This window comes from Neorhizobium sp. PAMB6630, from assembly GCF_058242775.1.
The window spans coordinates 1465148-1490304 of sequence record NZ_CM177836.1 but is presented as its reverse complement, the minus strand read 5'-3'; the positions used below and the strand labels follow the sequence as shown (position 1 = coordinate 1490304).

At 62.3% G+C, this 25157-nt stretch carries 22 protein-coding genes and 1 other RNA gene; 1 reads left to right on the top strand and 22 read right to left on the bottom strand.

Annotated elements, in window-relative coordinates:
* Window positions 1–62: 62 nt before the first annotated feature.
* The 4 genes from ftsZ to AC4CWF_RS07050 all read right to left on the bottom strand — a co-directional run bounded on the left by ftsZ (window position 63) and on the right by AC4CWF_RS07050 (window position 5134).
* Window positions 63–1883: a cell division protein FtsZ gene (gene ftsZ / locus AC4CWF_RS07065; protein ID WP_491284412.1), complete on the bottom strand. Its 1821-nt coding sequence runs from the start codon at window positions 1881–1883 to the stop codon at window positions 63–65.
* 79 nt (window positions 1884–1962) lie between these two features.
* The gene (gene ftsA / locus AC4CWF_RS07060; protein WP_491284411.1) at window positions 1963–3294 is read right to left on the bottom strand and encodes a cell division protein FtsA; all 1332 of its coding nucleotides are present in this window, start codon (window positions 3292–3294) and stop codon (window positions 1963–1965) included.
* Window positions 3291–4220 (bottom strand): cell division protein FtsQ/DivIB, encoded by a 930-nt coding sequence (locus tag AC4CWF_RS07055; RefSeq protein WP_491284410.1) that lies wholly within the window; start codon window positions 4218–4220, stop codon window positions 3291–3293. The genes ftsA and AC4CWF_RS07055 overlap by 4 nt, the downstream gene beginning before the upstream one ends.
* Complete coding sequence (locus tag AC4CWF_RS07050; protein WP_491284409.1) at window positions 4208–5134, bottom strand: D-alanine--D-alanine ligase; 927 nt, start codon at window positions 5132–5134, stop codon at window positions 4208–4210. The genes AC4CWF_RS07055 and AC4CWF_RS07050 overlap by 13 nt, the downstream gene beginning before the upstream one ends.
* 278 nt (window positions 5135–5412) lie before the next feature.
* On the opposite strand from AC4CWF_RS07050, the gene AC4CWF_RS07045 reads away from it, so the two are divergent.
* Window positions 5413–6717: an MFS transporter gene (locus AC4CWF_RS07045; protein ID WP_491284408.1), complete on the top strand. Its 1305-nt coding sequence runs from the start codon at window positions 5413–5415 to the stop codon at window positions 6715–6717.
* Between the two features lie 78 nt (window positions 6718–6795).
* On the opposite strand, the gene AC4CWF_RS07040 is transcribed toward AC4CWF_RS07045, so the two are convergent.
* From AC4CWF_RS07040 to AC4CWF_RS06955, 18 genes are all read right to left on the bottom strand, one after another.
* Complete coding sequence (locus AC4CWF_RS07040) at window positions 6796–6921, bottom strand: hypothetical protein (RefSeq protein ID WP_491284407.1); 126 nt, start codon at window positions 6919–6921, stop codon at window positions 6796–6798.
* A complete protein-coding gene (locus AC4CWF_RS07035) occupies window positions 6918–7145 on the bottom strand; it encodes a hypothetical protein (protein WP_491284406.1) in 228 nt (75 codons plus the stop codon). The genes AC4CWF_RS07040 and AC4CWF_RS07035 overlap by 4 nt, the downstream gene beginning before the upstream one ends.
* A gap of 27 nt (window positions 7146–7172) precedes the next feature.
* A complete protein-coding gene (gene murB, locus AC4CWF_RS07030) occupies window positions 7173–8147 on the bottom strand; it encodes a UDP-N-acetylmuramate dehydrogenase (protein WP_491284405.1) in 975 nt (324 codons plus the stop codon).
* 5 nt (window positions 8148–8152) lie between these two features.
* Window positions 8153–9559, bottom strand: coding sequence for a UDP-N-acetylmuramate--L-alanine ligase (murC, locus tag AC4CWF_RS07025; RefSeq protein WP_491284404.1), 1407 nt, complete (start codon window positions 9557–9559; stop codon window positions 8153–8155).
* Window positions 9556–10680, bottom strand: a complete 1125-nt coding sequence (gene murG / locus AC4CWF_RS07020; RefSeq protein ID WP_491284403.1) for an undecaprenyldiphospho-muramoylpentapeptide beta-N-acetylglucosaminyltransferase — start codon at window positions 10678–10680, stop codon at window positions 9556–9558. Before murG ends, murC begins: the two co-directional genes overlap by 4 nt.
* 6 nt (window positions 10681–10686) lie before the next feature.
* Complete coding sequence (ftsW, locus tag AC4CWF_RS07015; RefSeq protein ID WP_491284402.1) at window positions 10687–11841, bottom strand: putative lipid II flippase FtsW; 1155 nt, start codon at window positions 11839–11841, stop codon at window positions 10687–10689.
* Between the two features lies 1 nt (window position 11842).
* On the bottom strand, window positions 11843–13249 hold the full coding sequence (gene murD / locus AC4CWF_RS07010) for a UDP-N-acetylmuramoyl-L-alanine--D-glutamate ligase (protein WP_491284401.1): 1407 nt from the start codon (window positions 13247–13249) through the stop codon (window positions 11843–11845).
* Window positions 13250–13253: 4 nt separating this feature from the next.
* Window positions 13254–14354: a phospho-N-acetylmuramoyl-pentapeptide-transferase gene (mraY, locus tag AC4CWF_RS07005; RefSeq protein ID WP_491284400.1), complete on the bottom strand. Its 1101-nt coding sequence runs from the start codon at window positions 14352–14354 to the stop codon at window positions 13254–13256.
* Window positions 14355–14376: 22 nt separating this feature from the next.
* On the bottom strand, window positions 14377–15810 hold the full coding sequence (locus AC4CWF_RS07000; protein WP_491284399.1) for a UDP-N-acetylmuramoylalanyl-D-glutamyl-2,6-diaminopimelate--D-alanyl-D-alanine ligase: 1434 nt from the start codon (window positions 15808–15810) through the stop codon (window positions 14377–14379).
* Window positions 15807–17267, bottom strand: coding sequence for a UDP-N-acetylmuramoyl-L-alanyl-D-glutamate--2,6-diaminopimelate ligase (locus tag AC4CWF_RS06995; RefSeq protein WP_491284398.1), 1461 nt, complete (start codon window positions 17265–17267; stop codon window positions 15807–15809). The genes AC4CWF_RS07000 and AC4CWF_RS06995 overlap by 4 nt, the downstream gene beginning before the upstream one ends.
* Window positions 17268–17332: 65 nt before the next feature.
* Window positions 17333–19078, bottom strand: coding sequence for a peptidoglycan D,D-transpeptidase FtsI family protein (locus AC4CWF_RS06990; protein ID WP_491284397.1), 1746 nt, complete (start codon window positions 19076–19078; stop codon window positions 17333–17335).
* Entirely contained in the window at window positions 19078–19548 is a 471-nt protein-coding gene (gene ftsL, locus AC4CWF_RS06985; protein ID WP_491284396.1) for a cell division protein FtsL, read from the bottom strand. The genes AC4CWF_RS06990 and ftsL overlap by 1 nt, the downstream gene beginning before the upstream one ends.
* A 2-nt stretch (window positions 19549–19550) precedes the next feature.
* Window positions 19551–20576 (bottom strand): 16S rRNA (cytosine(1402)-N(4))-methyltransferase RsmH, encoded by a 1026-nt coding sequence (gene rsmH / locus AC4CWF_RS06980; RefSeq protein ID WP_491284395.1) that lies wholly within the window; start codon window positions 20574–20576, stop codon window positions 19551–19553.
* 14 nt (window positions 20577–20590) lie between these two features.
* Window positions 20591–21031: a division/cell wall cluster transcriptional repressor MraZ gene (mraZ, locus tag AC4CWF_RS06975; protein ID WP_491284394.1), complete on the bottom strand. Its 441-nt coding sequence runs from the start codon at window positions 21029–21031 to the stop codon at window positions 20591–20593.
* Window positions 21032–21539: 508 nt separating this feature from the next.
* Window positions 21540–21968, bottom strand: an RNA gene (rnpB, locus tag AC4CWF_RS06970) — RNase P RNA component class A.
* A gap of 55 nt (window positions 21969–22023) precedes the next feature.
* Window positions 22024–23214 (bottom strand): NAD(P)/FAD-dependent oxidoreductase, encoded by a 1191-nt coding sequence (locus AC4CWF_RS06965; RefSeq protein ID WP_491284393.1) that lies wholly within the window; start codon window positions 23212–23214, stop codon window positions 22024–22026.
* A 133-nt stretch (window positions 23215–23347) separates the two neighbouring features.
* A complete protein-coding gene (locus AC4CWF_RS06960; RefSeq protein WP_491284392.1) occupies window positions 23348–24115 on the bottom strand; it encodes an N-acetylmuramoyl-L-alanine amidase in 768 nt (255 codons plus the stop codon).
* The gene (locus AC4CWF_RS06955) at window positions 24112–24852 is read right to left on the bottom strand and encodes a tellurite resistance TerB family protein (protein WP_491284391.1); all 741 of its coding nucleotides are present in this window, start codon (window positions 24850–24852) and stop codon (window positions 24112–24114) included. The genes AC4CWF_RS06960 and AC4CWF_RS06955 overlap by 4 nt, the downstream gene beginning before the upstream one ends.
* Window positions 24853–25157 lie beyond the last annotated feature (305 nt).

The following is a 25157-nucleotide window of genomic DNA, read 5'->3' as shown; positions in this document are numbered from 1 at the left end:
CGGGCGTTTTTCTGTTTGAAGACGGGATGGGGTGAGGCCGGCAGTCCGGCCTCTCCTGTCGATCAGGTGGACTGGCGGCGCAGGAAGGCCGGGATTTCCAGCTGGTCGTCCTCGTGATGGGCGTTCGACGACGGAACCGAACGGCCGTGATCGTCGAGATTACCGCGACGCGGCGCGTAGAGGCTTGCTTCCGGCGACAGCGGGCGACGCTGCTGGGATGCGGCGGCCGGAGCCGACGTCATCTCGGCGGCCACACCCTCTTCATCGTCACGACGGCCGAGCGAGTTGGTGATGCGCTTCAGGAGCCCCATCGGGCCACGCTCTTCGGCTGCATGCGAAACCGGCTGGCTGCGATGCTCGATTTCAGCCTTCAGGACCGGCGGGAAGTCTTCCACGCGGGGCATGCGGACCTGCTCTGCCACATTGCGGATGACCGGAGCGGCCTGTTCGACCGGCTGCGGTGCACGCTGTTGCATCGGCTGCTGATGAACCGGCTGGTGCTGGATCGGGGCCGGCTGGCTCATCACCGGTGCCTGCGGCGCAGGTGCCGAATAGGCAGGGGCTGCATTATAGGCCGGAGCAGGACGGGTTGCGACCGGCTCCACGGGTGCTGGCTGCTGGAACAGACGGCTCTGCGGGCGGAACTCTTCCTGCATGGGGGCGGGAGCGGGCTGCGGCTGCACCGGCTGGGGAGCCGGAGCCGAATGCTGCAGGGTGGCAATCGACAGTTCGCGTTCCATCTGGGCTTCCGCCTGACGGATGGTTTCGGCCACGTGATCAACCGGGGCGGCGGTGCGGGGTGCCTGCGCCATTGCAGGCTGAACTGCGGCCGGAGCCGAAGCAACGGCCGCCGAAGAACGGATAATCGGTTTCGTGGCGGCGCGCATTTCAGCGGAACGCAGGTCGTTTTCGTTCATGGCGCGGTCGATGCCGGTTGCAACAACCGAAACGCGGATGACGCCTTCTAGCGCTTCGTCGAAGGTGGCGCCGAGGATGATGTTGGCGTCAGGATCGACTTCCTCGCGGATGCGGGTTGCCGCTTCGTCCACTTCAAATAGCGTCAGGTCGCGACCGCCGGTGATGGAGATCAGCAGGCCCTGTGCGCCCTTCATCGAGGTTTCGTCAAGCAGCGGGTTGGCAATCGCAGCTTCGGCGGCCTGCATGGCGCGGCCCTGACCGGAGGCTTCACCGGTGCCCATCATCGCGCGGCCCATTTCGCGCATCACGGAGCGAACGTCGGCGAAATCGAGGTTGATGAGACCTTCCTTCACCATCAGATCGGTGATGCAGGCAACGCCCGAATAGAGAACCTGGTCGGCCATGGCGAAGGCATCGGCAAAGGTCGTCTTGTCGTTTGCGATGCGGAACAGGTTCTGGTTCGGAATGACGATCAGCGTATCGACCGACTTCTGCAGTTCCTGGATGCCCATTTCGGCAAGGCGCATGCGGCGCTGGCCTTCGAAGTGGAACGGCTTGGTGACAACGCCGACCGTGAGGATGCCCTTGTTACGGGCAGCCTGTGCGACAACAGGGGCAGCACCGGTGCCGGTGCCGCCGCCCATGCCGGCGGTGACGAAGCACATATGCGTGCCCGACAGGTGGTCGATGATCTCGTCAAGGCATTCTTCCGCTGCGGCCCGGCCGACTTCCGGCTGCGAACCCGCGCCAAGGCCTTCGGTTACCTGCACACCCATCTGGATGATGCGTTCGGCCTTCGCCATCGTGAGCGCCTGGGCATCGGTGTTGGCGACAACGAAATCGACGCCTTCGAGACCCGCAGTGATCATGTTGTTAACGGCGTTGCCGCCGCCACCGCCAACGCCGAAGACGGTGATCCGAGGCTTCAGCTCGGTGATGTCCGGCTTTTGCAGATTGATGGTCATAGTAACCGTTCCTTCTTTCTCTGGCCGCCTCGCCAAGCGGGCCGATTCTCTAAACTGGGCTGACACTCCGTAAAGAGTGTCAGAAACTTTCTTTCAGCCATTGGCCCATACGGGCGATGCGGCTGTTGCCATTGCCAAGCGTGGCGAGAAGTCCGCCCTGCCCCGCATGTGTTTCCATGTCCGCGACCTGCGGATAGATCATCAGACCCACCGCCGTCGAAAAAGCCGGCCCCTTGGCCGCTGTCGGCAGACCCGAAACCCCCATCGGGCGGCCGATACGCACGTTGCGCGCCAAAATGCGGCGGGCCGTTTCCGGCAGGCCGGTCAGCTGGGCTGCACCGCCGGTCAGCACCACACGCTTGCCGACGATCGGGCTGAAGCCGGATTTCTGGATCCGGTCGCGGATCAGTTCCAGCGTTTCTTCAAGACGCGCCCGCACGATGCGGGTGACGAGAGCCCGCGGCACCTGCGTCGGCAGATCGCGGTCGTCCTCGCCAATCGGGGGCACGGAAATCATGTCGCGCTCGTCGGCGGCCGTCGTGATGGCAGAGCCGTGAACGACCTTCATGCGCTCGGCATCTTCGATGCGGGTCGAAAGACCGCGCGCCAGATCCGTCGTCACGTGATGGCCGCCGATGCCGATCGCATCGGTGTGCACGAGCTTGCCCTCGGCAAACACCGAAATCGTCGTGGTGCCGCCACCCATGTCGATGGCCGCACAGCCAAGTTCGACTTCGTCATCGACCAGCGCTGCAAGGCCGCTGGCGTAAGGGGTTGCAACAATGCCCTCGACCGACAGATGCGCGCGGTTGATGCAAAGTTCGAGATTGCGAAGGGCCGCCCGCTCAGCGGTCACCACATGCATGTCGACACCCAAAAGATCGCCGTACATGCCAAGCGGATCGCGGATGCCGCGTTCGCCATCCAGCGAAAAACCCGTCGGCAGCGAGTGAAGCACGGCCCGGTCCTGGCGCACCGACTGGTGGCTGGCGGACGTCAGCACCTTGCGCAGGTCCGTCGCATCCACTTCCTGGCCACCGAGATCGATGGTCGCGGTGTAGACGTCGCTGGTGATTCGCCCGGCCGATACGTTGACGATGAGGCTATCGACAGTGAGGCCCGCCATGCGCTCGGCGGCATCCACGGCCAGCCGCACAACGCTTTCCACCGCATCGAGATCCGAGATCACCCCGGATTTGACGCCGCGCGACCGCTGATGGCCGATGCCGATGATTTCGACGCTATGGGTGCGGTTAGGCAGGATCTGGCTTTCGGCGCGCGGCGTCAGCCGTGCGATCATGCAGACCACCTTGCTCGAACCGATATCGAGGACCGACACGACATGCGAACGCTTGGAAGACAAAGGCTTCAGGCGCGGCAGGCCGAAATTTGAAGAACCGAACAGGCTCACGTCTGACCTCCTGCCTTCTTGAGGGCCTTTGCGCGTGCCTCGACAGCCGAGGCGCGACGTTCCGCAGCGTCCGCCGTGAGGCGGATCGTGGTGCGATCATGAAGACGCAGATCAACCGCTGCGATATCGCGGTTCAAAAGTCCTTGCGACTGCTCGTAGCGGTGAAGCAGGACGAGTGCCTGCTGAATGTCTGATTCCGGCAGTTTGATGACCACGCCGTTATCGAGATGCAGATCCCAGCGACGGCCGGCCACACGCACATAGGCGCGCACCCGGGCCTTCAGCTCCGGCCAGCCGGACATTTCGTCATCGAAGGCGGCTGCCGCTGATTCGGCATCCCGCCCGACGAACAGCGGCAGCGAGGCAAACTTGTTGTCGCGCAGCGGCGCGATCACGCTGCCGTTCTTTTCGATGAGCGACAGTTCGGTGCCATGCTGCCAGATGCCGAAGGCTTCACGCTCCTTGAGCGTGACCTCGATCGTCTTCGGGTAGACCTTGCGCACTTGCGCGTTCTCGACCCAGGGAAGATCGGCAAGCTTGCGGCGTGCCGCTTCAATGTCGAGCGCGACCAGCGAGGTTGCGCCATCAAGGCCCAGCATCTGCAGGATGTCGATTTCCGACGTCTGCACGTTGCCTGAGATCATCACCTTTTCGATGGCAAAGCCGGCAGCTGCCGTCGTCACCTGGGCAAAATCGTCCGCATGACCACCCAGCGACATGCCGTACAGGCCGACCGCGCCGAACAGGACAAAAACGCCGGCCGTGCCGGTGTGGCGGGGAATATGGATGCGCCCGGTGGCCAGGCTCACGCAGAAGCGCACGACGCGGCGCATCGGGCGCGGCAGCACCATACGGTCATCACCGGCCGGATATTGCGACGGGCGCCCGCGGGAAACCGGAGCTTTTTTGCCATTCAGCGCGAACACGAAGCGTCCTCCACCATCCAGCGGACGAGATCACCAAAGGAACGGCCGGCATAGGCGGCCATTTCAGGCACCAGGGAGGTCGGCGTCATGCCCGGCTGGGTGTTCACCTCAAGCCAGACAAGCTCGCCATCCTCGGACAAACGGTCATCGAAGCGGAAATCGGAGCGACTCACACCGCGACACCCCATCGCCTGGTGCGCCTTAAGGGCCAGTGTTTGTACTTTTTGGTAAATATTCGGTAAAATTTGTGCCGGAATGACGTGGGAGGAGCCACCGGCGGCATATTTCGCATCATAATCATAAAAGGCGCCGGAAAGCGGCAACACTTCCGTTACGCCAAGCACTTCATCGCCCATGACACCGCAGGTCAGTTCGCGGCCTGCAATGTAACGCTCGACCATCACCCGGTTGCCATACCGCCAGTCGGAAGAGCCGAGCACCTGCGGCGGATGCGACTGGCCTTCGCGGACAATCACGACGCCGAAGGAGGATCCTTCGCAGACGGGCTTCACCACATAAGGCGGCTGCATCGGATGGTCAGCGCCGATCTCATGGCGATCGAGCACAATGCCTTCAGCAACCGGAATGCCGGCAGCGGCGGCAACAGCCTTGGCGCGGTCCTTGTCCATGGCAAGGGCTGAGGCTAGCACGCCGGAATGGGTATAAGGGATCTGCAAATATTCGAGGATGCCCTGAATGGTGCCATCTTCGCCGTTCGGCCCATGCAGGGCGTTGAAGGCGACATCGGGTTTCAGGTCCGCCAGAACAGCGGCAATATCACGGGCCACATCGACGCGGGTGACGCGGAAGCCTTCAGCCTCCAGCGCGGATGCGCAGGCATTGCCGGACGACAGGCTGACCGGGCGCTCGGAGGAGAGCCCTCCCATCAGAACTGCCACGTGCTTGCCACTCATCAATAGTCCCCCGAGATTGCCTGGGCTTATGCCATCTTGCTTGCGCAGACCTGATTCCTGCGCATCCCGATTAGACACCGGCCATGGTTAATGAATCGTTTACTTTAGTTAACCGCCCCGCCCCTGTGTCCTTCCCGCATCACCCCGCCAAGGTGTCGGCGGGAGGCCCTTTTCAGGCGTTCGGCGCGTGCAAAAGGCTTGGAGCTTTGCAAAAATGTCCGTAAAGGATGCCGAGCCCTCTTAAAAAGAGCTGTCTTTAACTCTCAGTGGACAAGATTATGACGCAAGCGACCTCTCCCGTGTCGCCGTCCGCCGAGCCGTTGGTACCTGCTGCATTGAATTCTCCTGCACGAGTCCTGACGGCCAGCCTGGTCGGCACGACGATCGAATTTTTCGACTTCTATGTTTATGCCACCGCAGCCGTGCTCGTCTTTCCGGCGCTGTTCTTCCCAAACAGCGACCCAATGACCGCACTGCTCGCCTCCTTTGCCACCTTCTCCATCGCGTTTTTCGCACGTCCCTTCGGAGCCGTGGTCTTCGGCCATTTCGGTGACCGCATCGGGCGCAAGACGACGCTGGTCGCCGCCCTTCTGACAATGGGCGTCTCGACCGTCATCATCGGCCTGCTGCCGACCTATGAGCAGATCGGCGTGGTTGCGCCGCTGCTTCTGGCGCTTTGCCGATTCGGCCAGGGGTTTGGCCTTGGCGGCGAGTGGGGTGGCGCTGTGCTGCTGGCCACCGAAAATGCACCGCCCGGTAAGCGCTCCTGGTATGGCATGTTCCCGCAGCTCGGCGCGCCTGTCGGCCTCTTCCTGTCCTCGGGCATCTTCTGGCTGCTGCTGCATGTGATGTCGCAGGAGGCACTGCTAAGCTGGGGCTGGCGCGTGCCATTCATCTCCTCGATCGTGCTGATCGCTATCGGTCTCTGGGTGCGCCTCTCCATCACCGAGACGCCGGCTTTCCAGAAGGCCATCGACAAACATGAGCGGGTCGAGGTGCCGGTGGCGGAGCTTTTCCGCAACCACAAGCGCAGCCTCGTTCTCGGCACCTTCGTGGCGCTGGCCACCTTCGTGCTGTTCTACATCGGCTCGGCTTATCTGCTTTCCTACAACGTCAAGATCCTGAAAATCCCGTTCACGGACGCCTTGGAAGTGCAGCTGCTCGGCTCGATCGTCTTCGGCGCCTTCATTCCGCTCGCCGGCAAGCTTGCCGACCGGGTGGGACGTCGTGAATTGCTGATTGCCGTCACCATCCTCATCGGCCTTTTCTCCTTCCTGCTGCCGACACTGATGACCAGCGGCGAAACCGCGATCTTCATCTTCTCGGCCGCCTCGATGGCGCTGATGGGCGTGACCTATGGCCTGATCGGTACGGCTCTTGCCGCACCCTTCCCGACGGCGGTGCGTTACACCGGCTCGTCCATCACCTTCAACTTTGCCGGCATTTTTGGCGCGTCGCTTGCGCCCTACATCGCCACATGGCTGCAGGCGAATTACGGCATGACCTATGTCGGTTATTACCTTCTGGTCGCCTCGATCATCACGCTCGCCTGCATCCTCCTCTCGGGGAAGGAAGAGGTCTGATCCGGTAGAGTCAGCTCGATACAAAAAAGCCCGCGAAACCATTGGTTTCGCGGGCTTTTGTTTGAATGGTGCTTGCGGTTACTCGCCGGGATGGAGGCGGTTTTTGCGGCGGTTCTGCTGTTCGTTCAGCAACACGGCGCCCCAGCCCAGTCCTGCAATCACGAAAGGCAGGACATAAAGAAAAAACACGGTCGCGGCATTCATGACATCAGCCCTCCAAGAGCACGTCTTGCTGCCAAATGTAATATCACCGACGCCGAAAGCCAAGCGCCTGTCGATATCGCAACAGCAACCGTAATGCCCGGCGAGTTGTTGCCGATCAGACTGCTGACGGGTGCAATGAAACCGGCTGCGACGCTCGCCGTCGACAACCGGTCCAGCGCGTTGGCCAGAAGTTTCGTGCGCTCGTTGTGGATCAACGTCGACATCTCATCCCCCAACGGGCGCTCGCTGCCCTATTCAGCGACAGCCCCCTGGAACGGCCTTACCTCGCGCCCCGGCATGAAAATGCCAAGCCGCTTGATTTCCCATTCCAGCTTGATGCCGGAATTCTCGAACACGCGCTGGCGCACCATCTCGCCGAGATATTCCAGATCGTGGCCGGTGGCATGGCCGATGTTGATCATGAAATTGCAGTGCAGAGACGACATTTGCGCGCCGCCGTTCATCAACCCGCGGCAGCCGGCATCGTCGATCAGTTCCCAGGCGGAATGGCCGTCGGGGTTCTTGAAGGTCGAACCGCCGGTCTTTTCCTTCACCGGCTGCACGGTTTCGCGGTGATGGCGCACGGCATCCATTTCCGAGCGGATCTTGGCGCGGTCGTCCGCATAGCCCTCAAACAGCGCATGGGTGAAGATGAGATCGGCGGGAACGGAGGAATGGCGATAGCTGTAGCCCATGTCGGCCGCCGTCAGCACATGCTTTTCGCCCTTGCGGTCCACCGCATGGACTTCGATCACGCGGGCCGCGGTTTCACCGCCATTGGCCCCGGCGTTCATGCGCAGCGCGCCGCCAATCGAGCCGGGAATGCCATAATAGAAGGCAAAGCCGCCGATGCCATTGTCCATGGCCATGGCCGCGATGTGCTTGTCCGGGCAGATGGCGCCGGCCATGATGCGGTTTTCGCCGGCAAGATCCACCTGGCCAAATCCCTTGGCGGACAGGCGCAGCACGACGCCCGGAATACCGCCATCGCGCACGAGCAGGTTGGAGCCGACGCCGATCACGGTCAGCGGCACTTCCTCCGGCAGAAGCTTCAGGAACGTCACGAGATCGTCGAGATCATGCGGCTGGAACATCAGTTCGGCCAGACCGCCGGCCTGGAACCAGGTGACACGATCCATCGGCGCGTCGGGCGTCAGCCTCCCCCGTATCGCACTTACGCCGTCCCCGAGCGAGGCCAGCAGCTTTTCCCCATTCACCTGTTTCATGCAGACTATCCCGAAATACTTTCTAATTCTCGTGGCAAGGCCGCCGCCCACTGCGTGATATTGCCAGCCCCAAGAAGAACCACGAAATCACCCGGCTTTGCAATGCCGGCGATGATGCCGGCGAGCGCATCCGGGGAGGAAAGATAACGGGCATCGCGGTGACCACCGGCGCGGATGCGCGAAACCAGCGCTTCCGAGTTGACGCCGTCGATCGGATCTTCGCCCGCGGCATAAACAGGCGCCAGCAAAATGCTGTCGGCATCGTTAAAGCAGGTGACGAAATCCTCAAACAGGCTCGCCAACCGGCTGTAGCGATGCGGCTGGTGAACGGCGATGATTCGCCCCTGGCAGCTTTCGCGCGCCGCCTTCAGCACCGCCTTGATTTCCACCGGATGGTGGCCGTAATCATCAAAGACCGAAACACCATTCCAGGTGCCAGTCAGCGTGAAACGGCGCTTGACGCCGGAAAACGCCGCAAGCCCCTTGCGGATATCGGCCTCTGAAATGCCGAGCCGGTTGGCGACGGCAATGGCGGCCGTCGCATTGGAAATGTTGTGGCGACCCGGCATCGGCAGCGTCAGGTCCTTGAAGGAAAACACCCGGCCGGTGCGGCGACGGCGGATTTCCACGTCGAAGATCGACTTGGTGCCTTCCGTGCGGACATTGGAAAAGCGCGCATCCGCCTGCAGGTTTTCGCCATACGTGACGATCTTGCGATCCTCGATCTTGCCGACCAGCGTCTGCACTTCCGGGTGATCGAGGCAGAGAACACCAAAGCCGTAGAAAGGCACGTTCTCGACGAACTGCCGGAAGGCGGCGCGGACGGCATCGAAGCTGCCGTAATGGTCAAGATGTTCCGGGTCGATATTGGTAACGACGGCAACGTCGGCCGGCAGTTTCAGGAAGGTACCGTCCGATTCGTCGGCCTCCACCACCATCCACTCGCCCTCGCCCATGCGGGCATTGGTGCCGTAAGCATTGATGATGCCGCCGTTGATGACAGTGGGATCGAGAGAGCCGGCTTCGAGAAGCGCTGCCACCATCGAAGTGGTCGTGGTCTTGCCATGCGTGCCGCCGATGGCAATCGCATTGCGGAAGCGCATGAGTTCGGCGAGCATTTCGGCACGGCGCACGATCGGCAGCGACTTTTCCCGAGCCGCAATCAGTTCCGGGTTGTTCTTCTTGATGGCGGTGGAGACCACCACCACTTCCGCATCGCCGAGATTATCGGCCTGGTGGCCGACGAAAACCGGAATGCCCTTGTCGCGCAGGCGCTGCACATTGGCGCCGTCCGACTGGTCAGACCCCTGAACACGATGGCCGAGATTGTGCAGCACCTCGGCAATGCCGCTCATGCCGATGCCACCGATGCCGATGAAATGGACCAGGCCGATGGCCTTTGGCATTTTCATGGGCGAACTCCTTTGAATTTCGAAATATCCTGTTTGTCGGCAATAGCCACAACCAGATCGGCGAGCAAGGCCGCCGCATCCGGACGGCTCGAACGGCGCGCGGCCTCTGCCATCCCGGCCATCCGCTCCGGCTCACGCATCGCAGCGGCAATCAGGCCCGACAGCTTTTCCGGCGAAAGTTCCGCCTGCGGCACAACCTCGGCGCCGCCGGCCTTGACGAGCGCTGCGGCATTGGCCGCCTGATCATGGTCGAGCGCATACGGATAGGGTACAAGGATCGCCGGGCGTCCGATGACCGAGATTTCCGAAACAGTAGAGGCGCCGGACCGGCTGATGACGAGATGAGCCGCACCGATGCGATCAGCCATATCGCCAAAGAAGGGCGAGACGTCGGCATCCATCTCCAGCTTTGCCATGCACTGGTCCACCTGCGCCCGGTCTTCCGGCCGGGCCTGCTGGGTGAGCACGATGCGTGCGCGCAAGTCTTCCGGCAACAGGGCAAGGGCCGTCGGGATCGCGCCGGAGAAGAATTTTGCACCCTGGCTTCCGCCGAACACAACCAGCCGGAACGGGTCATTGCCAACGGATGGCACATAGGGTGTGGCGGCTGCCGCCAGCACGGCCGGGCGAACCGGGTTGCCGGTCGTGACAATCTTTGCCGCATGGGGGCCCTCGCCTTGCGGCAGGAATCCGCCGGCAATGGCGACAACGCGCGCGGCCAGCGCCTTGTTGGCGCGCCCCATCACGGCATTCTGCTCATGCACCATGGAGGGAATGCCAAGGCCGGTGGAGGCCAGAAGCGGCGGCACGGTGGGGTAACCGCCAAAACCGACGACGGCGAGCGGCTTCAGCCGCGTCATCAGCCGGCGGGCGGCGCGAAGACCCTTCCAGAGCGTCAGCAGCGCCTTTGCCATGGCAATCGGGTTCTTGGAGGCGAAGGTGGCGGACGGCACCACATGGATCTCGTCAGCCGGAAACGTGCCGGCAAAACGCTCGGCCCGGCTGTCGGTTACAAGATGGACGCTGTAGCCGCGGGCGCGCAGTTCATGCCCCAGCGCTTCGGCCGGAAACAGATGGCCGCCGGTTCCCCCGGCGGCAAGCAGAATGATACCTTTGGTCATGATGGTCTACTCCGCGGGAACGCCGTTCGAAACACGAAACAGGCTGCGTTCCTGGGCCCGTTTTTCCGGGCGATGGCGCGTGAGCGCCAGAATGAAGCCGGCGGTGACGCAGATGGCGATCATCGAGGAGCCGCCGTAGGAGATAAGCGGCAGCGTCATGCCCTTGGCGGGCATCAGCTCGAGGTTCACGCCGATATTAATCATCGACTGGATGCCGATCTGCAGCACGAGGCCGGCCACGGCAAAGCGGTTGAAGTCGTTGCGCTCGCGATAGGCGTGGCTGAGGCCGCGGATGACGATGAAGGCAAAGATCGCCACCAGAACCATGCAGAAGATGATGCCGAACTCTTCGGCTGCCACCGAAAAGATAAAGTCCGTATGGCTGTCCGGCAGGATGCGCTTGACGATGCCCTCGCCCGGCCCCTGGCCGAACCAGTTGCCACGGATGATGGCTTCGCGCGCCGTATCCACCTGGAATGTATCGCCCTCACCGGTCATGAAGCGGTCGATACGGCCGGCGACGTGGGGAAAGATATGGTAGGCGGCAAACAGCCCGCCGACGCCCATGCCGCCGAGCAGCACGATCCACAGCCACGGCATGCCCGCCATAAAGAACATCGAGCCCCAAACGGCGCTGGTGAGAATGGTCTGGCCAAGGTCGGGCTGTGCGACAAGAAGTGCCACCACGATGCCGAAGAGGATCATAGCAAACAGGTTGCCGGGAATTTCCGGCTGGCGCGCATGCTCGGCAAACAGCCAGGCGCAGACGACAACGAAGGACGGCTTCAGGAATTCGGAAGGCTGGATGGAGAGCGGCCCGAGCGAGAACCAGCGGCGGGCGCCCTTGATTTCCACACCGAAGAACAGCGCCAGCACCATCATCGCGATGGAGATGACGAGAATGATGATTGCCGTGCGGCGCACCTGCCGGGGCGTGAGGAACGACAGGCCGATCATCACCGCAAGCGATGGCAGCAAGAACACCGCGTGGCGTTCAACAAAGTGGAAGCTCGGCAGGCCGATGCGCTCGGCAACCGGCGGCGATGCGGCAAAGGACAACATAAAGCCAAGGCCCATCAGCAGCACGAAGGTCGCCAGGAAAAAGCGATCGATCGTCCAGAACCAGTCTGCGAGCGCCCCGCGATCGGCACGACTTACCATGTCACATCCCCTTTTCCGGTTCGACCAGCATCGTTGCGCCGTCGAGTTCTGCGACCAGGGAAACAAAAGCTTCGCCCCGGACCTCGAAATTCTTGAACTGATCGAAACTGGCGCAGGCCGGCGACAGCATGACGGCAGACGCGCCGTTATCGTCTGCGGCGTCCTTTGCTGCATGGGCGACGGCCCGGTCCAGCGTGCCGGAAATCTCGTAAGGAACGGCCTCGCCGAGTGTTGCGGCAAATTCTGCCGCCGCTTCGCCGATCAGGTAAGCCTTCACGATATGCGGAAAAAGTGGCGCGAGGCTTGCGATGCCGCCGGCCTTCGGCAGGCCGCCGGCAATCCAGAAAATGCGGGCGTAGCTGGAGAGCGCCGGTGCGGCGGCTTCCGCATTGGTGGCCTTGGAATCATTGACGAACACCACCTGCCCGCGCCGGGCCACCGGCTGCATGCGGTGTTTCAGGCCGGGGAAGCTTTCAAGGCCGGCCCGGATCTCCTCTTCCGACACGCCAACGGCGCGGCAGGCAGCAATGGCGGCGGCCGCGTTCTGGGCGTTGTGGCTGCCCTTCAGCGTATCGATGGCGGAGAGATCGGCAATCTCGTGGAGAGCACCGGTTTCAGCCGCGATCAGCCGCGCACCCTCGGCATAGATACCATGGGCGACGGCACTGCGCCGCGATATGCGCTGCACGCTCACGCCTGCCCGCTCCACCCGGTCGGCAATCAGCGCCGAATGGCTGTCGTCGATGCCGACGATCGCGGTATCGCTGCCCGCCACCAGCCGCTCCTTAACGTCGGCATAATGCTGCATGGTGCCGTGGCGGTCGAGGTGATCGGGCGTCAAATTGAGAAGGATGCCGGCGCTCGGATTGATCGTCGGCGCCAGGTCGATCTGGTAGGAGGAGCACTCCACCACATAAAAACGCCCAGCCTTCGGCGGATCGAGCGTCAGGATGGCTGTGCCGATATTGCCGCCGAGCTGCGTGTCGCGGCCGCTTTGGGTGAGAATGTGGGCAATCAGCGCCGTCGTAGTGGATTTGCCGTTGGTGCCGGTAATGGCGATAAACGGGCAATCGGGCGCATGGGCCCGACGCTCGCGCACGAAAAGCTCGATATCACCGATGATCTCGACGCCAGCGGTGCGGGCCAGATCCACCGACCAATGCGGTTTTGGATGGGTGAGCGGCACGCCGGGAGCAAGCACCAGGGCTTCCTGCGCTGCCCAGTCGATGGTGCGCAGGTCTGCCGTCAGAAGGCCGGCTTCAGAGGCCTTGGTTACGCTATCAGGATTGTCATCGTAGGCCGTCACCTCGGCGCCACCGGCCTGAAGCGCCTTTGCGGTGGCAAGGCCTGAACCGCCGAGCCCGAAAAGAGCGACCTTTTTGCCGGCAAAGGTGGTGACGGGGATCATGATCTCACCGCAGCTTCAGCGTGGAGAGGCCGAGCATGGCAAGCCCGACGGCGATAATCCAGAAACGAATGACCACCTGGCTTTCCGTCCAGCCGAGCTTTTCGAAATGGTGGTGGATTGGCGCCATAAGGAACACGCGACGGCCGGTCAGCTTGAAGAAACCGACCTGGATGATGACCGACAGCGTTTCCATGACAAAAAGGCCGCAGATAATCGCCATGACGATCTCGTGTTTGGTGGCAACCGCGACCGAGCCGATGAGGCCGCCCAGCGCCAGCGAACCGGTATCGCCCATGAAGATGGCGGCCGGCGGCGCGTTGAACCAGAGGAAGCCGAGCCCTGCCCCGATGACGGCGCCGAGAATGACGGCGAGTTCGCCGGTGCCGGGCACGAAGTTGATCTGCAGGTAATTGGCAAACACCGCATTGCCGGCGAGATAGGCGATGCAGCCGAAGGAGGCCGCCGCAATCATGACAGGCACAATGGCCAGACCATCGAGACCATCGGTCAGGTTCACGGCATTGCCGGCGGCGACGATGACGAAGCCGCCGAACAGCACGAAGAACAGGCCGAGATTGACCACAAGCTCCTTGAAGAACGGAAAGGCGATGGAGGTGCCAAGCACCGAGCCGGGCGGGCTGTTGGCCACGGCAACGCGCATCATGAAATAGACCGCGATGCCGGCGATCAGGAACTCGATGCCAAGACGGGCCTTGCCGGAAAAGCCCTTGTCGGTCTGCTTGGTCACTTTAAGATAGTCATCGTAAAAACCGATGGCGCCGAAGCCGAGCGTGACGAGCAGGGTTGCCACCACATAGACGTTGGAGAGATCCGCCCAGAGCAGCGATCCGCCGACAATGCCGGCCAGAATCATCAGCCCGCCCATGGTCGGCGTTCCCGCTTTCTTGAAATGGGTCTGCGGCCCATCGGCGCGGATCGGCTGGCCCTTGCCCTGGCGGATGCGCAGCGAGGCAATGATCTGCGGCCCGAACATGAAGACAATCAATGCCGAGGTGAACATCGCCGCACCCGTGCGGAAGGTGATGTAGCGAAACAGGTTGAACACCTGGAAGGTGCCCGCAAGCTCGACGAGCCAGATCAGCATGATGTGTCTTTCTTGATGCCGGTCAAAGTTGGCGCTCCGTGTCGGGCAATGCCGGGTAGTTGTCAATAAGTGCGGAGACGATCTTGCCAAAGCCGAGGCCGAGGGAGGATTTCACCATCAGCACATCGCCCGGCATCACGTGGCCCACGACGAAATAGGACAGTTCGGCAGTCGTCGCATGGTATTCGACATGAACGGTGTCGGGGAGCGCGTCACGCAGCGCCACCATTTCCGCGCCCGACAGCCAGACATGCTCGATGCCGGCCGACAGCAGCGAACCGGCGAGATCCTCATGAACGCGGGCGGAAAACTCGCCCATTTCCAGCATATCGCCGAGCACTGCGATACGCCGACCGGCGCCGTGCGGCACGCTTTGCGAAAGAAGCGCAAAGGCGGCCCGCATGGACGCCGGATTGGCGTTATAGCTTTCGTCGATCAGCGTGAGATAGTCCCCGCCGATCGCCAGCTGGTGACGCTCACCGCGGCCCTTGACGGCACGAAGGCCTGCAAGGGCGGCCTTTGCTGCGTCCATGTCGGCCCCGAACAGCGCAACGACGCCGAGTGCCGCCATGGCATTTTCAGCGATATGACGGCCGGGCGCGCCAAGATGCACCTCAATCGTCTCGCCGTTGATCACGGCCCAGATGGTCGAGCCTTCCGCCGTGCCCTCAAAATCGGCGAGGCGGAAATCCGCCTTGGCGTGCTGGCCGAAGGTCAGCATGTTCTGAACCCCGACCTCCAGCGCCCTCTGCTCCAGAAACGGGTATTGTCTGGTGTCGCGGTTGATCAGCGCCACGCCGTTCGGCTCGATCCCCTCGAAGATCTCGGCCTTCGCAGCGGCGATTTCCTCAAGGCTCTTGAAGTGGCCAAGATGGGCCGCCGCAATGGTGGTGATGACGGCCACATGCGGGCGCACCATCTTCACAAGCGGACGGATTTCATCCGGATGGTTCATGCCGATTTCAAAGACGCCGAAATCGGCATCAACAGGCATGCGGGCGAGCGTCAGCGGCACGCCCCAGTGATTGTTGAAGGAAGCAACGGCTGCATGCACCTTGCCGGAGGGGGCCAGAACATTGCGCAGCATTTCCTTGGTCGTGGTCTTGCCGACGGAGCCGGTAACGGCAACGATCTGCGCCCGGCTGCGGGCACGCGCGGCAACGGCCAGCTTGCCAAGGGCTGCCAGCACATCCTCGACGACGATCATCGGAATGGTGAGCCTGCCCATGGCGGGCAGTTTTGCCTCGCTGACGACGATCAGCGACGCGCCATTTGCCACTGCAATCGTTGCAAAATCATGGCCATCCACCCGGTCGCCCTTGATGGCGAAGAAGGCTTCGCCCGGCGTGATCGAGCGGCTGTCGATGGAAATGCCTGTAATGCCCGAGGGGGGCGAGCCAAACGGTCGGCCACCCATGGCAGCCATCATATCCGCGGTATCCCAGAGCCAGGTCAAGCTTGCGTCTCCTCCAGTGCCTTGCGGGTCTCGACGTGATCGGAGAACGGCAGAACCGTCGTGCCGATCGTCTGGCCCTCCTCATGTCCCTTGCCGGCCACGATCAGCGTATCGCCGGCGCGAAGCTCGGCAACGGCATGGCGGATCGCGTCAGCGCGGTCGGCAATTTCGGTCGCCCCCGGCGCTGCGGCCATGATTTCGGCCCGGATCGTGGCCGGCACTTCCGAGCGTGGATTGTCGTCAGTGACGATGACAACATCGGCAAGGCGCGTTGCGATCTCGCCCATGATCGGCCGCTTGCCCTTGTCGCGGTCGCCGCCGCAGCCGAACACGACAATGACGCGGCCGGTGGTGAAGGGCCGCACGGAGGCGAGCACATTGGCGAGCGCATCCGGCTTATGGGCATAATCGACATAGGCCAACGCGCCATTCTTTGCCTGCCCGACCAGTTCCAACCGGCCCGACGCGCCCACGAGCTTTTCAAGTGCTGCCATCGCAAGTTTTGGCGCAACGCCTGTGGAGATGGCAAGGCCTGCGGAGACCAGCGCATTGGCGATCTGGAAATCGCCGGCAAGGGGGATATCCACTTCGAAGATGGCGCCGCCGACATGCACTTCGGCCATCTGCCTGTGGCGGAAATGCTCGACACGCTTCAACGTGATGAAATTGCCGGCGCGGCCGACAGTGCGCACATCATGGCCGGCTTCAGTTGCCACGCGAATGGCTTCGGCGGACCAGGGGTCGTCGGCAAAGATCACGGCCGGACTGCCCTTCGGCAGGAGATCGGCAAACAGCCGCATCTTGGCGGCCATGTAGTCCTCGATCGTCGGATGATAATCCATGTGATCGCGGCCGAGATTGGTAAAGCCGGCAGCAACAAGCTGGACACCGTCAAGGCGATACTGGTCGAGACCGTGGCTGGAGGCTTCCATCGCCGCGTGGGTCACACCCTCGCCGGAGAGTTCGGCCAGCAACTGGTGCAGCGCCACCGGGTCCGGCGTCGTCAGCGATCCGTATTCGTTGCGGGTGGGCGAAATCACGCCGGTCGTGCCGATCTGGGCAGCGGCAAGGCCGGCATGGGCCCAAATCTGGCGGGTAAAGGAGGCAACGGAGGTCTTGCCGGCCGTGCCGGTCACGGCCACCATGGTCTGCGGCTGCGGCCCGTATAGCCGTGCTGCGGCCAGCGCCAGAAAGCGGCGCGCGTTCGAAACCACGATGACGGGAACATCGGCCGCAACAGGCTGGCCGGACACGACAGCAGACGCGCCGCGGGACACAGCATCTGCGATAAAGCCTGCGCCATCGGCCTTGTTTCCGGCAATCGCCACAAACAGCGTGCCCGGCAAAACCTTGCGGCTATCGGCGGTAAGACCCGAAATTTCCACATCGCCCACCGGTCCGGCGAGCACGTCTGAAATCTCCGGAAATTCCCCGCCGGAGAGCTGTCTCAAATTCATCGGTACCCTCTCTCAGCTGCAACCCAAACTCTGGGCTGCGAATCGTCGGGTGCAGTCATTATGGCCTAATAGGACACCAGAGTGGCTGACCCATCTTCCCCGAAAAGCGGTTTTACACCGAGAATTGCGGCGGAACGGCGGATGATTTCCTTCACCATCGGTGCTGCGCTGTTACCGGCGAGCACGGCACGGTCGGTTTCGCTGCGCGGATCGTCGATGAAGGTCAGCACGACATATTGTGGCTTGTCGATCGGAAAGGCCGCCAGGAAGGCGTTGAAGTTGTGGTCGTGGTTGTAACGACCATTGATGACCTTGTCGGCCGTGCCCGTCTTGCCGCCGACGCTGAAACCATCGACGAGCGCGTTCTTGCCCGAGCCTTTGACGCCGTTCCAGCGGAACAGGTAACGCATGTTCTCGCTGGTCTGCGGTCGAATGACGGCCTTTGCCACCTCGTCCGCCTGCTCACGCGTGCGCGGCAGGAAGGTCGGCTCGATCAGGCGCCCGCCATTAACAAGGGCTGCACCGGCAACCGCTGTCTGCAGCGGCGTTGTTGCCACACCGTGGCCGAAGGAGATCGTGATGGAGTTGATCTTCTTCCACTCGCGCGGCTGGCTGGGCATGGCCACTTCCGGCAGTTCCGTCTGCATCTTGGTGAGAAGTCCCATCTTGGTCAGAAAGGCCTTGTGACCGTCGATACCCACGAGATCGGCCATCTTGGCCGTGCCGATATTGGAAGAATACTGGAAGATTTCCGGCACGCTCAGCATGCGGCTCTGGCCGTGAAAGTCCTTGATCGTGTAGCCGCCGATGCGGATCGGATAACGGGCATCGAACATGTCGTTGATCGAGGCCTTGCCGCTGTCGAGCGCCATGGCGAGCGTAAACGACTTGAAGGTCGAGCCCATCTCGAATGTGCCGTTCGACATGCGGTTCAGCCAACCGTCTTCGCTGCCGCCGGCCGGATCGTTCGGATCGAAATCGGGGGCGGACGCCATCGCCAGCACTTCGCCTGTGTTGGCATCGAGCACCACGCCGCCGGCGCCCTTGGCCTTGAACTTGGTGATGTTCGACATCAGCACTTCGCGCAGGATCGCCTGCACGCGCACGTCGATGGACAGATGCACGGGCTCAAGTGGCTGGCTGCTGGTCATGCCAACGGCGGCAAGATCGGCAAGACCCTGGCTGTCGACATAACGCTCCATGCCGGCCACGCCACGGTTGTCGATATTGACGTAACCGACGATATGGGCGGCCGTCGGGCCACCCGGATAAAACCGGCGCTTTTCCGGGCGAAAGCCGATGCCGGGAATGCCGAGTGCCAGGATCTGGCTCTGCTGCTTCGGCGTCAACTGGCGGCGCAGCCACTGGAAGCGCGATTTGGACGACAGCTTGTTGTAGATCTGGCGGCTGTCGATATCCGGCAGAACGGTGCGCAGCTTTTCGATCACCTCGTCGGGATCAACGATCTTGTGCGGCTCGGCAAACAGCGAGACCGTGCGGATGTCGGTCGCCAACACTTCGCCGTTGCGGTCCAAAAGGTCCGGGCGCGAGGCCATCAGCCGGTCGGCCGGCATGATGCTCGACGTCGCCTCGGGCTGCATCGTGCCGTAATAGATGAGTTTGCCGCCAATCACGCAGTACATGATGGCGAAACCGCCAATGATGATGCCGACGCGGGTGCGGGTCTGGCCGTTGCGCCGCTTGCGCACGCCCTCAAAGCTTGGGCCGCGCTGCGAAAAATTGACGCCACGGGCACCGGCGGAAAAATGGGCCCGGCTCTTGAGCACCATGACACGGGAGAGGAAGGACATCAGCGCCTCACCGATCCGGTTGAAATGACATCGACGGAAGAGGCCCCGCGCGGCAGGGGCACGGGAATGTGCGGCTCTGGCTTGGAGGCCTTTGCCTTGTCGACACCCGCAATGGCGGCGGCAACCGCCGGATCATTGCCGGCAATCAGCTGCTCGATGGTGGTTTCCGGCTGCGGCAGCTGCGATTTCGGCATCGGCAGTTCCTTGGGCATGGCAAGCTGCGTCGATTCGGTGGGCACAAGATCGAGTTCCGACTGATAGACGGCGGTCAGCCGGTGCAGGCGGTTCGGCTGCGTCAGCAGCGCCCAGTCGGCCTTCAGAAGATCGATCGTGTCGCGCTCAAGCCGGATTTCCGTCTCGATGCGATGGACCTCCTCCAGCTTCAGTTCGGCGCGGTGCTTGATGCTGTAGGTGACGACGGCGGTTGCCGTCATCACGCCGATCAGGATCAGGTCGAAGCTTCGCAACATGGTCAGGCTCCCAACTTGTCGAGGCTGGCAAGGTCAGGCAGGTCGAAGATGGAAAGGTCGGCTGCTGCGGGCGGAGCGGCCGTGCGGAACGCGGCACGCAGCTTGGCGGAGCGGGCGCGCGGATTGATCTCGGCCTCGGCTTCTGTCGCAGACTGCATGCCCTTGCCGATCGGCTCGAACACGGCAGCCTTTTCCTCGACCATCGGCATGTGGCGCGAGCCGGTGGCGCGGCCGGAACGGTCAGCGAGGAAACGCTTGACGATACGGTCTTCCAGCGAATGGAAGCTGACGATGACGAGACGACCGCCGGGCTTCAGCGCCCGTTCGGCGGCAAACAGCGCGCGCGCAAGTTCGCCCAACTCGTCGTTCACGAAGATACGCAGCGCCTGGAAAACGCGGGTGGCCGGGTGGATCTTGTCCTTGGCCTTGCGCGGATTGACGGTCTCGATGAGGTTGGCAAGGTCACGCGTGGTAACGAAAAGCTCGGACGCACGGCGCTTTTCAATGGCGCGCGAAATGCGCCCGGCCTGCTTTTCTTCCCCCAGAAAACCGAAGATGCGGGCGAGATCGCCGGGTTTTGCCCGGTTGACGACATCAGCCGCTGAGACACCCGACGAGGACATGCGCATATCGAGCGGGCCGTTGCGCTGGAAGGAAAATCCGCGCTCGGCCTCATCGATCTGCATGGAGGAAACGCCGATATCGAGCACGACGCCATCGAGCCCCTCTTCGGGCGCGTGGTCGGCAAGGCGTGAAAAACGGGTTGCGTGCAGCGTCAGGCGGCCATCAAATTCCGTGACCATGCCCTGCCCGGCTGCAATGGCATTGGGATCGCGGTCGAGGGCGACGACATCGGCACCGGTGGACAGGATTGCGCGGGTGTAACCGCCGGCCCCGAAGGTACCATCGAGAATAGTCTTGCCGGGGGCCGGAGCAAGTGCCGATAGCACTTCTCCCAGCATTACCGGAATGTGGCGCATCGGTCCGCCATCGGCCTCGGAAATTCCGTCGCCAGGATTAGCCGCCATTCCGATCCCCTGTCTTATGCAGGACGCGCCGCAAACGTGGCCCGCCCCGCTCTTGCCGCCGCCTGCGCCTCGTGGAACGCCTGCGGCTGCCAAAGCTGAAAATGATCCGAGCGGCCGACGAAGGTTACTTCCGTCGTCACGCCGGTGAAGTCGCGAATAAAATCCGTGACCATCAGCCGGCCTTCCGCATCGAGCCGCATATAGACGCCGCCGCCGTGAACCAGCAGCGACATCGCATTGGCCTCCGGCGAGAACGGGTCCGCCTGGGCGATCTGGCGCTCGTACCGCTCGAGCAAATCCGGACCGCCGACGCTCACCGCCGGAAACACAAGATCCTGGAGACAATAAAGCTCCTGGATATCCCGCTGCGCGAGCACGGCTCGAAACGGCGCAGGCACGGAAACCCGCCCCTTCGCATCGATCCTGTTCGTCGCATTGGACAAGAAGCGGTTCATAACGCCAAACACCCGCCCCATTTATTAGCAGAGCGAAATTACACCCCACATTACGCAAGCCACCGGACACAACCGAGCCGTTCAGACGGAACACATTCCGTCCGGTTCCCCCTTGCGGGAGCGCTCCGAAACTGTCCGATGAAAGGGCACCTATCTGCCCGCTCGCAGTGTGGAGTTGGGATAACATGGGACCATATGGGCGTCAATGGGAAGCCGCCACACCGGACCGTGGCAACCTGAATTATTTATAACCTGTTAAGTTTAACAAAGGGTTAGCGAGAACTTCCCAGAGACCGCCGCAAACACGGCCGGGAGAGGACGGGCAAAGCCGGTTAAGTCGTTGCCATCACGACAACATTTGCAAAAACCCGAGTGCCTGTCAGTATGCGGAGCACAACCCTAACGATATTTAAGGTTTTACCGCACCGCAGCGTTAGCGCAACCAGAAGCACATGCCGAAGCACCGGAGAGCGAAACCGCCCTCCGGTCGCAACGGATTAAAAATGAAATCGCCAGTTGGCCTGTAAGCCGGGTTCTGTATGGCCCCGGTGCAAGCACCGGAACGTGGCAGCCATTCATCTGGGACGGCGTTTACACGCCGCCTCACGCAACCCACCCGGATGACTGGCCCGGAAACAGGCTGTAGTGCCAAGGCACCCGCGTCATCCCTATTCGGTTTTGCTCCCGGTGGGGTTTACCATGCCGGTCCTGTTGCCAGTCCCGCGGTGGGCTCTTACCCCACCCTTTCACCCTTACCCCGCCAGCTCTTGTGCTCAAACCAGAGCACAACAGCAGGCGGGGCGGTTTCCTTTCTGTGGCACTTTCCCTAGGGTCACCCCCGCCGGACGTTATCCGGCACCGTATTTCCGTGGAGCCCGGACTTTCCTCACCCTACCGCCTTTCGGCATTGGTAAAGCGCGGCTGCCCGGCCAACTGGCAGGGGCTCCTTAGACGGTTTGAAAGCCGAATGCCACCGGAAAGACGAAAGCTACTCAGGCAAAATCCGGTGCGAAGGAGACGCCATAGACCTCATCCTCGATCCGGCCCCTGTGGAGCAGTTCGGCACCCAGCCGGCCGATCTCATCGGAACTTTTGGCGGCCGCCCCGCAGCCGCCGGTCAGAACGGCAATTGCCGGGCTCTCCGTATAACCGATGGCGGGATAGCCGCCCGGCGTCTTCGAAACGACGCAGGCGCCCGTCGAGATGCGTGTGGCGTCGATGCCGGGCACCAGTGTTTCGATGATGCCGGCATGATGATCGCGCACGCTATAGCGCCCGCCGGAGCGGAACCAGGCGCGCATATCTTCATCGCGCGTGAGCAGAATGTCGTCGGGATCGCCGCCGATCTTCAGGTAGGTCTTGCCATCGGGATAACGCACCGGCGGCAGCATATAGATGTGGTTGCGGCTGTCGCGCGGCTCGTAGATCAGGGAGGGCATGCCGGCAAACTGCGGCAGTTCCTCGTCGGGGATCTCGAAGAAAGTGACCGTGCGGGCATAAACCGCCATATTGACAGGACGCGCCATGAGATTTTCCGCGATGGAAAAACCACCGGCGGCCACCAGCGCCTTTTCGGCGCGGTAGGTCTTGCCTTCCGCGGTCAACACCACGGCAAGCCCGCCCTCCTCGCGCACAGACACCACCGTCTCGGCGATTTTCCGCGCACCCTGGCGTTCGGCCAGCAGCGACTGCGCAGAGACGAGCGCGCGCGGGTTCACATAACCGGCGTTTGCAGCCTCGAACACCCCGTGGCAGGCCGGCTCGAAACCGAAATAGGGAAAATGCTCGGCAAGGGCTGTATCGTCCATCGAGGCGGTTTCGACGCCGAGCGTTTCGGCGGCCGTCAGGATGCCGTTGATATAGGAATGACCGCTCGCCGGGTCCGGCCCGACCATGAGGCAACCAACGCCGTGATAAAAGCGGATACCGCTGTCGCGTTCAATTTCGCCGTAACGGGCGATGGAGCGGTTGGCGAGGCGCGCCCAGACCGGGTTCGAATCGATGGTACGGGTGATTCGCGCCTCGTCATAATGACTGCCGAAGACGCCCGGATGGTTTTTGGCATCCGCCGGCTCATCCGGGCCGATCAGCGCCACGCCGTCTGTCCACTGCGTCAGGTGGCGAGCGGCTGCTGCCCCCATCATGCCCCGGCCGATGATGATGTATTTGAAGTCCGGCGTCATGATCGCCTCTCGCCTGCCCTGTTGCTTAAAAATCCGTGGCGCACTGATAGCGGTTTGCGCGCCGGTTTAAAGAGGCGAAACGGTCGCAGCAGAAACAGACCTTGTGCAGCGGGCCGGAGACCGCCCGAAAGGATCAGGCGGAAGCGCCGTAACGCGGCAGGTGCGACAGCAGCCGGTGCAGCGTCTCGATGGTCGACATGTCGGCAATGCCATCGACCCTTTCCTGACGGAAATGCCGCTGGAAGGCCTCGACCACCCCTTCGGTCTTTTCGCAGAACTCGCCGGTGATCTCGATGCCGTAACCGTAGAGCGCCAGCATGCCCTGCAGCGCCTCCACCGGCTGGCCGCTTTCACCGCGCTGGAAAAACCGGCCGCTGCGGATCGGGCTCGGCTCGACCCAATGGCCGATGCCGCCACGGAAAAGCCTTTCCCAGGAAAAGTTCTCGCCGGGATCGACCTTGCGCTTCGGCGCGACGTCTGAGTGGCCAAGCACCCGTTCCGGGCGGATTGACCAGCGGGCAGCACAATCGCGGCAGAGCGCAATCACAGCTTCGATCTGTTCGTCGGGATAGGCCGGCAGGCCGCCGGGATGGCCGGCATTGGCGATCTCAATGCCGATGGAGCGGGAATTAATATCCGTCTCGCCGGCCCAGACGCTCTTGCCGGCATGCCAGGCGCGGCGCGCTTCCGGCACCATCTGCACCACGCGACCATCCGGCCAGACGAAATAATGGCTGGAGACCTGGCTTTCGATATTTTTGAGCCACGACACCGCCTGCCCGTGATCAGCCATGCCGGTGTAATGCAGGATGATCATGTCGGGCGCGATACCACCGACGCGTTCGCCATGGTTGGGCGAGGGATCGACCCTTGCGCCTTCGAAATCGGGCACCAGTTTCATGCGGCCTTGCGTTCCCTGGCAATCGCCGCATAGGCAGCGTTCAGGGCTGCCATGCGCTCGTTGGCGGCCGCATGCAGCGCTTCGGGCACGCCGCGCGCAATCAGCTTGTCGGGATGATGTTCGGACACCAGCCGGCGATAACGCTTGCGGATCTCGGCAAAATCATCCTCCGGCGACACGCCGAGGATAAGGTAGGGGTTGCCGCCATCGACTTCCACGTGGCGAGCGAGAATGCGGCGGAAGTGATCCTCGTCGATGTGGAAGATTTCGGCGATGCGGGCCAGGAAATCCAGCTCCTTCTCATGCACCATGCCGTCTGCCTTGGCGATGTGAAAGAGGCCGTCGACGACGTTTTCCAGCATCTGGCAGTTTTGCTCGCCGGATCCGCAAAGGCCCGCAAGCTTTTCGGCGTAGGCCTCGTAACCGGCGACATCCTGGCGCGCGAGATTGTAGAGGCGCGCGACGTTTCGCGCTTCCTCTTCCGGAAAATCAAAAATCTGGCGAAATGCCTCCACTTCGGAGGCAACCACGGCGCCATCGGCCTTTGCCATCTTGGCAGACAGCGCAATGATGGCAACGGAGAAGGACACCTTGCGACGGGTTTCCGGATCGCCTTCGAACAGTGTACGGATGGCCTCCACGACGCGCGACAGCGCATTGTGGGCGGCGTCGCCGACACTGCCCAGCAGTCGCTCCCACAAGTTCGTCAGTTGAAGGCATGCAAAATCTAAAATCATGCTGCACCTGACCAAATTCTGGAACCCTTGGCAAGCGCAAGCCGGCGAAGGTCGGGTTAAACTTTGTTCACCCTTACGGGATTGGTTTGCGCCCGGTTCAGCAAGAAGCCAAAACGTCGCAGTCCGGCACATCTACCGGCCGCAATCCGGGTGACGTGGAACGGCGCCGGCAGCGCCCCTGTTCCTCATCTCATATTTGAACCGATTAAATCCGCAAGCGTTCCAGAAAAGCGGCGAAATGCCGGATTTTCTTGAGAAATTCACTTTACAGCCGCAAAGCTCTGTCGCATCCCTTTGCCAGTTCA